The sequence below is a fragment of the Maribacter sp. MS6 genome, assembly GCF_056839185.1.
The window spans coordinates 280,085-293,061 of the sequence record NZ_CM166389.1 but is presented as its reverse complement, the minus strand read 5'-3'; the positions used below and the strand labels follow the sequence as shown (position 1 = coordinate 293,061).

The following is a 12,977-nucleotide window of genomic DNA, read 5'->3' as shown; positions in this document are numbered from 1 at the left end:
TTAGGGGTATCACAAAATGTGATACCCTTTGAATGCTTTGGTAGCGCTACAGTTTTAAATCTTCTTTTTGAAGTCCATCAAGGCATTGACAATGACAGATTCGAGATCTTTATATTCTTCTTGTACATCGGTTTGGTAGACCACGTTCTCTCCGATATTGTGCTTGGGAATGAACTCGTTGTCGGGCGACAGTATCCACATGGGGTTGTAACCCAAGGTATAGTAGTACAATACCAATTTTATGGTCGTTAGCGATACGGTTCCTCGTTCTACGTTGGCAAGGGTGTTATAATCCATATCAAAGCGTTCCGAAATGGTTTTCCGGGAAAATGCACTGGTGCGTTTATTGCCCGTATCCTTTTCGATAAGTTCATCGCGTATGATACGCAATCGTTCTCCGATGTAGTCAAAGTCCTCGACCGAGGCCCTCATAATTTCGTCTATTTCCTTCATAGGTTTTACGTTTATTTTTTTTAATCTTCTAGCATATTCACGGGATGACTGGAAAACAAATCTTCCAAATCGTTAAAAGTTGTATCATCCGATACCGCTGCCACGTTGGCAACCGCAACTTTCTCAAAAGTAGGGATTTCGTGCGCCTTACGAAATGCATCCGCCAATTCCCGGCTAGAACGTTTGTTATACTCCGTCATAAATTGATCGGCCACCACCTGGTCTTTCTCCAAGGATGCACTTATTTCATCACCTGTTTTATCGGTGTCGAATACGGCCAACTTTGGTTGTTTCCCCGTACAGGTCACATATTCTTCCTGAACCAACTCGTCGATATCCCTTATCACCTGTAAGAAATTTGCATCCAGTACAGCGTCGATTTCTTTATCCAAAAACATGCGGTCTACCAAGTCTTCCAGAAACGAGGTAAGTTCTACCGCAGAGCCTGAATCCGGATGCGTTAATTCTTCTATTTTTTGCAGGTGATCAAATAGTTTTAATTCGGTCGCTAGGGGTACAAACTGCATGCGGTGTATAGGATTTTTACAATGCTCAGTGGAAAACTCCTTTAAATAGCGCTTATAAAATCCAAGATAGTCGGTTTGGTCAAAGTCCAGTTTACCAATAATAGTAGAGAAATCTAAGGTCTTCATCAAACGTAATTTACTTTCGACCAGTTCTTTGTGATGTTTACTCTTAAAATGTGTATGTGGTGGAATGTCATAGGTTCCCTGTATTTGTTTCGACTCCAGATTCGGTCGTATCAATCCAAAACATAGTTTTTGTGATATAGGATGCTCAAAAGTATCCGCTACAATACCCCCAAAATGCCCGGTAGACATGCTGGTAATCTTGCTCTTGGGAAGTAGCTCGGAAAGTATGGTGCTGAAATTTACGGTAGTATCGTTATTGGATATGGTATTTGTCTTTTTTTCTTGATGGATGCGGCCAAAAATCTCACTGATACGTTTGGCCGTCTCTCCTTTGGCCGCACCGCTGAAAACATTGGAACAATTATCAAAGATGACCTCCGCCAGTTCCCTACCGTAATCAGCTGTCAATTGGGTTATACTCTGAATACCCAAAATAGTCGCCACATAATGTGATCGGCCTGTATCGATAATTTTACGGAGTCCCATGATAAATACAGTGGGTAGTTCATCAAGAATCAATCCTAACGGCCTCCCGCCAGGTTTATTGACGACCTGAAGAATTTTATTGATATAAAGACCAATGGGAGCTGCATAGATTTCCGAACGGTCCGGGTTATTCTGGATACAAAGTATTTTTGGCCTTTTTGGATTGTTCAAGTCCAATCGAAAATCGTTTCCGGTCATGATATAATAGATTTCCTTGTTGGCCAACATGGATAGGGATATCTGTGCACTTGCCGTCTGACCCGCCAATTGTTGACCCGCCTGTCTTTCCATAGCATCCTTAAAGGGAATCATAAGACTTCGTACCTCGACTTCCTGCATCATAATTTCCAATAGGTACTCAATGTTGACCGTTGATAGGGTTATCACATGCGGTAGGGTGCAAATATTCTTGCCGAGTGCCTCCGATTTTTTCTTGAGATACCAGATAAGTCCCGAAACAAAACTAATGGCACTCTTTGAGAAAAAGTCGCTCCGCTTTATCCAGTCCTTGTTTAAATTTTTCATGATAATCGTGGCGGCATCGGCGGCATCCGTTTGGTTTGTCATCAAATAAGGGTCTATTGGATTGCAACGATGCGATTTTTCGATATTATCGAAGCTAATGGTATAGAATTCCGGCATTTTTAAATGTTTACCGGATTTCGACTTTTCCAATGCTTCTTTTTTTCGTCTCCAATAGTTATAAGCGATTTTACTGAGGGTGTCGAATTTGAAATCATAGATAAGAAGGGTAAACCGCTTTTCAATGAACTGTTCTATTATCTCCTCTATCAATGCAAAAGACTTCCCACTACCGGGAGTTCCGATAATCAACAGGGCCCTGAAAAGATTCACAAAGTTGATCCAGCCTTTTCTTATTTTCCCTTTATAGCGGTACTCGTAAGGTATATTTACTGAATATTCAGTATCGATTCGTTGCTCTGTTTGTTTAAAGGTTTCGTTCTCGTCGTTGAAAGGGTCATCCTCTACCAAATTGCCAAAGTTCATCACTTGAAAGAGATGTACCGTTCCGGTAACCGTAAATAGAAATCCGAAACTGTATAGGGCTATAGAAGACCAGATGAGGCCAGTATGTGTCGAAGAAATATATGCAGACACGGACAGTAAAAGAACGCCTAGCACAAAATATAGAAGCCCACCTAATACGGACTTGCCCTCTTTTTTTCTTGGATTGTAAAGTAAGACTGCCCCTAAAATACACATCACTAATAATACCCTACTTTTAAGCGGATGTTGTATGGGTTCAAACCGTGTCAAAAACTGGTAGATGAGGCTAGATAGTTCTGAATTCCAGTTTTGACCATGTAAGAACGGGTAATAGGTAATAAAACCGATAACTGCGAAAAATGCCACCGAGAGTAGCATGGCCGAAAATGCCAAATTCTTATCCTTCATGATAAAACCTTGAAATTATGAAATGAAGTAATGAACTAATTGAACATCCGTTCCTTCCACTCTTCGATAAGTGCGGAAGATGCTATTGAAAACGAAGTCTCGTTTTCTCTGATGTACTCGATAGTCTGGTACATTAATAGACCAGCCTGTTCATTGATAAAACGCGCATAGGTGTCCGCTTTCTGCAAACGGTGCTTTAAGGGGTGGTCGTTTTCTTCGATAAGTTCGTCTAACAAGGAAACGTAAAATTGATTGTTCTTTAATTCTTCGGATAATGGCTCCATGATTTTCATAAGGTATGGCTTTGTAAGTTACTGTTTTTGCTGTTCTTTTCTGTTATTTTATTCATCTTCAAAACATGTTTCGCTGTGATTTTCTTGAAATGTGATGCCACTGCCGAATAAGGGATTGCATAGGTGTAATGCAGTCCAAAATCACATTCAGCTCCTTTCTTACCGATGGACTTTATAATTCCCTGGTTGGTCGTTCCCTCGGGTCCTTTTGTAGTGTTCAATTCGATTTTGTCGCCTATGTTCAGGTTATTCGGTACCACTTTTTCCATTTTTAGATACTTTGTTCTTTTAGATTCTCGAAGATCATCGTTCCAATCCTTTCCTTTAGATTTATGGATGCTGGTTTTAATAGGGAGGTATAGTGCATTGATTGTTCTTAACACCGTTTGGAATACATTATCTTTTTGTTCTGCATGCTTGGCGGTGATGGTCTCTTTCAATGGAAATTCCAAAAGAAGCTTATCAGAGAATGCTACACATTTAATCATATCCATATTAGGGTATTCCTTTTTCATAGCAACTATCACATCCCGATGTTTGGATATCCGGTTTCTGACGCTCGTCTTGTAATGGATATGTAAACTCACGATATTCTTTCTAATAGCATGTTCAACATCAACGTTCTTGTTATAGTGGTTGATGATTGCTGAAAACAACTTCAAATCGAACTCATGACCGGAACTATCGTTATCCATAATAGACACCAGATGAACTGTGTTGCTTTTTAAATAAGGTTCGATAAGCTGAACAAAAAATTCTAGTTTCTCCTTATATACATTGCCGCCAAAGGAAACATAAAAGTTGTCGGATTTTCCGTGAAGCTCGTGATAGGAGAGGAGGTCAGTGCCACTTTCACCACAGAGGATTCGAGAGGGATGCGCTATAGGTTTTGAATAAAACAGAAAATGATCTTTTCGATTTAGTACAAGTCTGAACTTTCTAATTTTATTGTCGGCTTTACTTTTATACGGCTTATTGTAAATGATATAGTTTTTAGCCCTTTTTTCTAAGTCATACTTTGGAAAGGCGATATTGGCAATTTTACCGCCGTTATCCCTAATGTGATAGGCGTTAAAAATCCGACCTTTGAATAAGTGGTCGTTGATCGTTTCATTGGAGATGTACCTATCTTTTTGTAAATAGGTCGTATTTTGTAACGGAACAATACTATAGTTTTCCTCTAAAGATACGGTCGGCCGTTTAATTTTTTCAGTTTTTAAATCGATAGTGTCCATCTCGTGTTTTTGGTTACTGATTTCTAATCCATTTTGTACCGCAGCATAAAAATTAGGATTTCGGAGCAATAGATATTTGAAAAACAGTCCTTTATCATGGGAATCATTTCGGTTAAAATAGGTGACCGGACTTCTTGATGTTTGCAGCACGATACGGTCTTCATCGTTCTTGAACTCCATGGATCCTGCACTCCGTTTTACCAACACATACCCATTTTGGTGTAGGTACATGGGGAAATTTGTTCCTTCATTGATCTTGACAATCAGTTGTTTGTAGTGCTCAGGATTATCTTTGTAGTTAGGACTTAGCATGGGTAGATTTAAAATGGCCGACATGACAAGCATATCGGCCACTACATTGAGTTAGTAAATAATGGATTACATACTTATGGCGTTGCTAGGCTGTCTCTTTTTTTTTTCGCCACCAACGGCAAGCCCTTCTTTTTTAACGGCTTCCTGTGCCTTTGCTTTTTCCAAAGATTTGGTAATAAAGCGTTCCGCACGAGGACTATAGCTTACCATGTAGGTCACAGGTCCCTTCTTGGTCTTCTCAATCGTAATCTTGGTTTCAATACCATTGTTAATAGTAGTGGCCTGTTCTTGGGTCAATTTTTGCCCATACAAATACGTATTGGAAGTTAACGCCGATTTCGTCCTGATATCGTTTACTTTCGGCTCATAATAGGCTAGTTTAGGAAACTTCTCTCCACTTAAGGACGTACCTTTGAATACAATCGTCTTGCCTTCCTTTACCATGGCATGGTATTCTTCCTTGGTAAATTGATGTTGGTAAGCCTCCGCATTTTCCAACCGGATAGGTTCGTTACGCTTGATTTGCACATCGAGTCTAGATCCTGAGGTGGAACTGTAGACCATCTGTATCATTTTCACGCTCTCCTTGATGACCCCATCTTTCGCATAGGCCGACTGGTGCAAGTATTCTTCTCCTTTTACGATAGCATCTTGAACATTTTCAGAAAGCCTATCAAAACTAATATAAGCTCCTTCCAATCGCTCTTTCGCCTCGCCCATAGCAAAGCGCTGTGCAGGAAATTTCTGTATTTCCAGATAGGTGCTGCCCTTTTCGATTTCAAAGGTTACATTATCGGATGTCTTTACCTTATAGGTAGTGTCGTTGACGGCGACCGCGTCGCCTTTTTGCCAAACTTGATTCAGTTTTACGTAAACTTTTTCTACTTGTTTTTCCATTTTTGAGTGATTTAAATTGTTAAGGAATTTGAATTTAATTACATTTGAATAACAAGCATTTAGTGAGTGATTTGCTTGTTAAGGAAATTTGAAGGAAAGAGGACCGGAGGGTCCTTTTTCCATTTTAGAACATATCAGTTCTTATAATGCGATTCTATATTCTTTCAAGTGCACCTCCTTCCCTTTTTTGAATTGATCTTTAGACCTTGCCCAATCCGAATACCAATTATCGGTGGTAGGCTTTAATACCTCTATCGTTTTGTTCAAATAGTTCTTGTAATACGACCAGACCATCAACTTGATAGCATTTGTTTCTAAAGGTAAACGGACTTTGATATATTCTCCATCCTTGGATACTAGAATGCTGTATTTATTGACCCTATTCTGGTCGATTATATTGTTGTAATTCAAAAAACTTTTAGCCAATTCTTGATTGAACCGCTTTGTATGCTCATAAAATTTGGAAAAGGATTTTTCTTCCCCAATGGGGAAACGCAACAATATATCCCTATCCGTAAGGCTTAACCTGAAATCAAAACCCTGTATGTAGGATATGAAATGTAAGTCCCGTAAATATCCCTCAATTTTTTTATCGCCCGTAAAGCTCAAATGGAGTTTATCAACTTTGGTCAAGCGTTGTATCTGAAAAAGAATATCCGTTGTTTGGGCATTGATATCGCCCAAAGCCAAATAGACCACGTTTTTTAATCTGAATTTGCTATGGAAAGCCAAAGCCTCTTTTGGATCCTTGAAAAGAAATAGCCCTTCTATGGATTTAGGGATATTGGAATACCATAAGGAATGCTTTATTGCCGATTCCTTATAGGGTTTTACCATTTTAGTCGTATCGGTAAAATAACCACATACCTCGTTTTGGATATTGAACAACGGGAATAAAGGCTGATTGTCCTTGCCCTGAAAAACGCGTCCGATAAAAGGAACGGATGTTTCTATAGCGGTATATAATTCTTCAATACTATCTCGAAACGGTACCGTGTAGGATAAGAAGTGATTATATTCGGTGGAAACCATTTCAAGCCCATCGATTGTGGAATTGAATCTCATTAGATCTTCAGTTTCTAGAACTTCCCTATAGTAGCTATCGGCCTTTTCCCATACCAATTCCTTATCAACCCCTTCGATTTTTGATACATGTTCGATAATCAAATCGGATGCGGACAACTTTTCCTGAGGGCGCTGTACTTTATAATATAAAAAGCCGACATCGGTAAGGATAATTACAAAATGTGTTCCTGCGCCTTTGTAGATTAAATGTGTTCTTTCTTTCCTAACACAGGTATACCCCAATTGCTCCATGAGCTTGGGGAGATGAATGTTTCGGTCTTCGGTCAGCCAATTTTTATGCATTTTATAAATTAATTGCTTATTTGTAAATAAATAATATATTTGTAAATATATAACAAAATTATGATAATATTTGAGACTAGCAACTTTTTACTGAAGAAAATTAAATTTGACACGAAACGATATCTACAAGGTTTTGGACGAAAACAGCTGGCGTATGCGTTGTTCCTAACGACCCTATTCCTATACTTCCTTTATGGTAATTTCTTGGATTATTCAGATGAAAGGCTTCCCGAAACCCAAGTCCTTATGGAACGGTATGGACAACGTTTGGAGGATAATTTAAATTCCAAACATACAGATAGTTTGGTGCTGTTAAAAGAACGCGAACAACTGTTAGCGGCTATTGAGGAACGTGTTGTTGCCTACCTCTATAAAATACCCGATTACTCCTTTATGAATTCTTTAACCGTTTACTTAAAGCATAGGCCATCGCTTTTACAAGAGATTCCATGTGCTGTGCCCTTGGAGAAAGGGGATTATGTGTTGTCGAGCCGATACGGTATACGTACACATCCAATATCATTAAAAACTAAAAAACATTTGGGTATTGATCTTGCCGCGCCATTAGGTAAAACTGTTTATGCTACAGCCTCTGGAACTGTATCCGAGGTCAACTATTCTGATACTGGTTATGGTAATTATATTATTATTAAGCACCGCTTCGGTTTTGAAAGCTTGTATGGCCACTTGAATACGATAGTTGTCACTGAGGGTCAAAATATACAACAGCACGAGCTTATCGCGACCGTTGGAAATTCAGGAAACAGTACAGGCTACCACTTACATTATGAAACCTTAAAGAACGCACATAGAATAAATCCTATTCCATCATTGAGTCTGAAAATGACTGTTTATAAAGAGCTGATAGAAGAAAACTTTACTAATAATGATAACAATAAAACAAAGCATTGATTATGTAAATAAATAGACATCAATTTCCTTAACGCACTCACTCATGAAATACTCAAAAAAGAAGTATCTGGACTTTATAGTTCGGACGCTTGACGCACTCAACAACCCAAATCAAGAACAACAGTTTTTTATCAATAACCCAGGTTTTGGTAACATCTTCGATATTCTAAAGAACGAGCATTATCGCACTCAGTTCGTAGAAAAATTAGAAGAATATTACGGTGAAGAATATACCCAGACCATAGTAAAGAGTCTAAAGCAAAGTTCCCTCAATTCCTATTACACACCGGATGCCATAGTGCAATCCATAACGGATTATCTAAAATCAAAGGAGGCGTTTAATCCCCATACCATTTTGGAACCTAGTGCTGGCAACGGCGTATTTATCCGAAGGCTCTCTAAAATATATCCCTCCTCAAAATTTGCCGCTTTTGAGAAAGAAATACTCACCGTACGAATATTGGAGCACAATTTCCGTAACAATGCCAATGTGCAAGTTTATGGTGTTCCTTTTGAACATCTCAACCAGACAGATGCAGCAAAGAAATACGACTTTGTTATAAGCAACATTCCCTTCGGGGCAAACAAGGTTTTTGATAGCGATTTGCAGGGACATCCCTTGCAATCCCAGATTTCCAAAAACATACATTCTTATTTTATCTATAAAAGCCTTGCATCGCTACAGCCATCAGGCGTCTCCATTTTAGTCTGTACCAAGAATTTTATGGATAAGAGGCAGTATGTTCCCATTAGGGAACATTTGATGCAGACCACTAATTTCATTGGGGGTATTCGATTACCCGATGCTACTTTTGCACAGGAAAATACGGCCATAGTTACCGATATCCTGCTTTTTCAAAATAACAGCCGTATAGAAACGACTATCGAACAAAAAGAAATAAATGCCCTATTTACAAACAGCTCCGACAAGGTCTTAGGCTCGAACCCGGTCCAATTAAATCAATATTTCTTATCGCATCCCGACCAGATATTTGGAACCATCGTTGAAGGTGGACTTTATACGAATAAAGACTATACCGTAAAAGCCGATTACAGTTTAGAACAATTGGCAAGTGAAATACATACAACCCTATTAAAATTCAAAATACAGCCGCAACTAGAATCAAAAAAAAGCATGACGCTGGTAGCACCATCCAACGAATCAGTTCCGGAAGCCCAAAATAGTATTCTGCAAATGGAAACGATTGCTATGGAAAGCCTAAAGTCGGGGAACTTGACCATTTCGCGGCAAAAACTCTATAAAGTCAATCAAGAGAACAAACTGGAATTATTGAATATAAAACCTCAGGAATTTGATAGGTTGTCGAAAATCATAGCCCTTCGGGATGCCTATTTCAGATTATTGGAAAGCCCTGATGTAGAAAGGGAAAAGCTCAGGGATGAACTCGATTATCAATATGATGCCTTCAATTTTCAATATGGTCGGCTCAACGACAAACCCAACTATCATTTCGTCACTTTGGATATTCAAGGGCCCTTGGTTTTGGGTATGGAAACGCCCAAAAACGGGGTATTTGTCAAGTCCGATATTTTCAATGCTTCGCTCGAAACAGGAAATGGAGAAATAAAAGCAGAAGAGCAAGTAAAAAGACTAAGTCTAGAGGACGCTATTTACTATTCCTTGAACAAATTCAATCGTATCGATACCGATTCCTTGGTCTCGAATACGGGAATAGCCAAGGAGGAAATTATCAAACAGGCATTGGACAAGCAACTTCTTTATTTAAACCCTACCAAAGGAGGTTGGGAACTGGCTCCCAAGTTCTTGTTTTTATCGGGCACCATTTATCAAAAACTCAATACCTATCGCAAAAAGGATTTTGGCGAGTACCAATCCTATGTGGATACATCCTATATAGAACAAACGGTTCTGGCCTTGGAAAGGGTCAAACCTCCAATGACCCCATTCGAGGACTTGGACATCAAACTACATGAGCCTTGGTTTCCGATTGAATATACCCAAGCATTTATTTTTGATACTTATAATTCATTAGCGCACATAGCCTATAACGATAGTACCTCAAAATACATGGTCAAGATTGAGAATACGGATTATGAGTATATAAAGAAATTCAGCGTCCGATCGGAACATCGGTACTACGGTTTTAAGGAAATTCTGGAAGGTGCATTGAATTCCACCATACCCTATATTTCAAAGGGTTCAAAACAGTACAAACGCACGGACAAGGCCAAAATGCAAGAAGTACGCATAAAATTTGACCAGATGTATAAAGAGTTCAATGGATATATCGCTGGGAAACCCGAAATCAAAGAACGTTTAGAACGTATTTTTTACAATACCTATGACGCCCACGTACATCCTAAATACGATGGCGATTACCTCCATTTTGAAAACCTTCGACATTTTACACCATACAAAAGCCAAAAAGATACCGTAGCGGGTATTATCGTCAACCAAGGGCTGTTGGTCAACAAAGAGGTCGGATTTGGAAAGACTCTTGATATCGCTTTGACCACCCAAAAGCTCAAAGAGTTGAACCTCTCCAAAAAAACATTGGTTATTGGTCTGCGTTCCACGGTCATCCAATTAGAAAGGGAATTGTTGAACGCATTTCCAACCATGAAGCTTTTGGTCGCACACGATAAAGTGATTGGTGGTTTGACAAAAAGAAACACTTTTTTTAAAAAGATACGGAATGGTCATCACGATGTAGTGTTAATGAGCCATGATACATTTAAGTTTATACCACAATCCCCGGAAATCATTCACGAAATCATAACCGAGGAACTAGCGAACCTCGAACGTGATCTGAGTGTCATCCATGAAGATAAGTATGACGTGGGCAAAAGGGTCTTGAAAGGCTTGGAACAAAGAAAGGAGAACCTGAACGTAACCTTGGAACAGGTCTATTACCAGATAAAGAACAAACAGAGTGACGTTATCAATTTCGAACAGATGGGGTTCGAACATATTATGGTCGATGAATCGCACAAGTTCAAAAACTTGATGTACACCACCCGGCACAATCGTGTAGCCGGTCTCAATACCTCCAAAGGCTCTGAACGTAGTAAAAATCTATTGGTGGCGATTCGCACCTTACAGAAATCGAAACAAAAGGATTTTCAGACCACCTTTTTATCGGGTACGCCCATATCCAATTCCATAACCGAGGTTTATGTGCTCTTCAAATACCTGATTCCGCATCGCATGGAACAGATGAACATAACCTCCTTCGACCAATGGGCACAGGTATTTGCGAATAAATCCTATGAATTTGAGCCTACCGTTTCAGGGGATTATAAAGTTAGGGAACGTTTCCGTTCGTTCAAAAAAATGAAGCTGTTGTCTTCGTTGTACAACGAGATTTCGATTATCGTCAACGGAACCACGCATCAAATCGATCGGCCCAAAATGCAATTGGATGTACATACGCTAAAGCCCACACCTGCACAACTGGAATACTTTGAACAGATTAAGGAATTTCTACGAACAGGCAACAGTAGCCTATTATATGGGGATAAAAACTATACCGATGAACAAAAAAGTGCCATCTCCTTAATTGCGTTGCACCATATGCGCAATGCCTCCATAGACCCAAGGATGTTGAACCAAGACTTGGAGGACCCCGGAGAAGCAAAGCTGAGAACAATAGCTTCAGAAGTCTATAAAACGTACAAAGAGACCGAATCTTTTAAAGGCACTCAGGCGATTTTTTCTGATTTGGGCGTACCGAAGGAAAGCTTCAATATTTATGATGAATTGAAGCGTATCCTAATAGAGGAATTTAATGTTCCAAGGGAAGAAGTGGTATTTATTCATGATTTCAAGACTGATGCAAAACGGATGGAATGTTTTAAAAAATTCAATAAGGGTTCTTTACGGGTCATTATTGGTTCTACCGAGAAATTAGGTACAGGAACCAATATCCAGGAACGCTTGGTTCGCATACATCATGTAGACATTCCCCATCGGCCAACGGACATTGACCAACGCAACGGTCGGGGAGTGCGAAAAGGGAATTTGGGTGCTAAGAAATTTTATGGCGACAAGGTTGTTGTCTCCTTTTATATTGTGGAAAACTGTACCGATGCCTTGATGCTGAATAACGTCAACATCAAAAAGAACTTTATCGAACAATTGACCAATGGTACGATTCAGTTCAATAAATTGGACATGGGGCCGGTAAACGATGAAGGGTCTATCGATTACAAAACCTTGTTGGCGGTTGCCAAAAATGATCCGCTGTATTTAGAAAAGGAAGAACTGGGCAAACAGCTGGATGAACTGGAACTGGAAAAATCCATTTTCAAGAAAAATCATCTGGAAGCCAAAAATAATATAGCCTTTTATGAAACAGAATTAAATAGAGTAGCCAAGAACATTACCAAACTCGAAAAAGATTTGCCTTTGTGGGTTTCATTATCTGAGAAAGGTTCGTATTACGATATATTACGGGTAGCCCTTAATACCCCCGATGCGATGGATGCATTAATGTTGGGGGAAAAGTTAAACGAATTATTACAAGTAAAAAAGGCCGAACCAGGAACGCATACTATAATCGCTACAGCCAGCGCAAAGCTCGTACTTGAAGTAGCCGATAAACTAAATCATCAATTACTGGTAGTTACCCAGAACGCCTCTTATGGTTATGGCTCCAAAAGAATCGTTAGCAACTGGCAAAGTTTAGCAGACTATATGTACAACGCCCTATCCAAAATACCAAAATCATTATCCACTCAAAAAGAACTCGCCGCCGACTACAAAAAATCCGTCAAGGCCGACAAAAAGGTGCTAGAACTCGATTTTGACAAGTCCGAAACATTGGAACTTGTTCAAAAACGTTTGGTGGAAATCAATACGAATCTGGATGAAAAATATGATGTAGAACCAGAAGAAAAAGAGGAAATAGTAAAACCTGTGAAAAAATCTATTTCTCAATCTACCAATCCATCCCATATTTCTCTATGAT

The 12,977-nt window shown here is 39.3% G+C and carries 8 protein-coding genes; 2 read left to right on the top strand and 6 right to left on the bottom strand.

Features of this window, described 5'->3' with window-relative positions; genetic code table 11:
• Positions 1 to 54: 54 nt before the first annotated feature.
• The 6 genes from MS6x_RS01500 to MS6x_RS01475 form a co-directional block, all read right to left on the bottom strand.
• Entirely contained in the window at positions 55 to 453 is a 399-nt protein-coding gene (locus MS6x_RS01500) for a hypothetical protein (RefSeq protein ID WP_482605015.1), read from the bottom strand.
• A 20-nt stretch (positions 454 to 473) separates the two neighbouring features.
• The gene (locus tag MS6x_RS01495; protein WP_482605014.1) at positions 474 to 3,008 is read right to left on the bottom strand and encodes a type IV secretory system conjugative DNA transfer family protein; all 2,535 of its coding nucleotides are present in this window, start codon (positions 3,006 to 3,008) and stop codon (positions 474 to 476) included.
• A gap of 35 nt (positions 3,009 to 3,043) precedes the next feature.
• Positions 3,044 to 3,301, bottom strand: coding sequence for a hypothetical protein (locus MS6x_RS01490; RefSeq protein WP_482605013.1), 258 nt, complete (start codon positions 3,299 to 3,301; stop codon positions 3,044 to 3,046).
• Positions 3,298 to 4,890, bottom strand: coding sequence for a hypothetical protein (locus MS6x_RS01485; RefSeq protein ID WP_482605012.1), 1,593 nt, complete (start codon positions 4,888 to 4,890; stop codon positions 3,298 to 3,300). Before MS6x_RS01485 ends, MS6x_RS01490 begins: the two co-directional genes overlap by 4 nt.
• 24 nt (positions 4,891 to 4,914) lie before the next feature.
• A complete protein-coding gene (locus MS6x_RS01480; protein ID WP_482605011.1) occupies positions 4,915 to 5,745 on the bottom strand; it encodes a hypothetical protein in 831 nt (276 codons plus the stop codon).
• Between the two features lie 141 nt (positions 5,746 to 5,886).
• Positions 5,887 to 7,113 (bottom strand): hypothetical protein, encoded by a 1,227-nt coding sequence (locus tag MS6x_RS01475; RefSeq protein WP_482605010.1) that lies wholly within the window; start codon positions 7,111 to 7,113, stop codon positions 5,887 to 5,889.
• Positions 7,114 to 7,173: 60 nt separating this feature from the next.
• Between MS6x_RS01475 and MS6x_RS01470 the strand changes: the two genes are divergently transcribed.
• Together MS6x_RS01470 and MS6x_RS01465 are read left to right on the top strand one after the other, a co-directional pair.
• Positions 7,174 to 8,025 carry a M23 family metallopeptidase gene (locus tag MS6x_RS01470; protein ID WP_482605009.1) on the top strand — a complete coding sequence of 284 codons (852 nt, stop codon included), beginning with the start codon at positions 7,174 to 7,176 and terminating at the stop codon, positions 8,023 to 8,025.
• A 43-nt stretch (positions 8,026 to 8,068) separates the two neighbouring features.
• On the top strand, positions 8,069 to 12,976 hold the full coding sequence (locus MS6x_RS01465; protein ID WP_482605008.1) for an Eco57I restriction-modification methylase domain-containing protein: 4,908 nt from the start codon (positions 8,069 to 8,071) through the stop codon (positions 12,974 to 12,976).
• Position 12,977 lies beyond the last annotated feature (1 nt).

Coding starts and splice junctions, on each gene's coding strand:
- MS6x_RS01480 (WP_482605011.1), bottom strand. CDS start 5,745: ATGGAAAAACAAGTAGAAAAAGTTTACGTAAAACTGAATCAAGTTTGG.
- MS6x_RS01500 (WP_482605015.1), bottom strand. CDS start 453: ATGAAGGAAATAGACGAAATTATGAGGGCCTCGGTCGAGGACTTTGAC.
- MS6x_RS01495 (WP_482605014.1), bottom strand. CDS start 3,008: ATGAAGGATAAGAATTTGGCATTTTCGGCCATGCTACTCTCGGTGGCA.
- MS6x_RS01490 (WP_482605013.1), bottom strand. CDS start 3,301: ATGAAAATCATGGAGCCATTATCCGAAGAATTAAAGAACAATCAATTT.
- MS6x_RS01465 (WP_482605008.1), top strand. CDS start 8,069: ATGAAATACTCAAAAAAGAAGTATCTGGACTTTATAGTTCGGACGCTT.
- MS6x_RS01470 (WP_482605009.1), top strand. CDS start 7,174: ATGATAATATTTGAGACTAGCAACTTTTTACTGAAGAAAATTAAATTT.
- MS6x_RS01475 (WP_482605010.1), bottom strand. CDS start 7,113: ATGCATAAAAATTGGCTGACCGAAGACCGAAACATTCATCTCCCCAAG.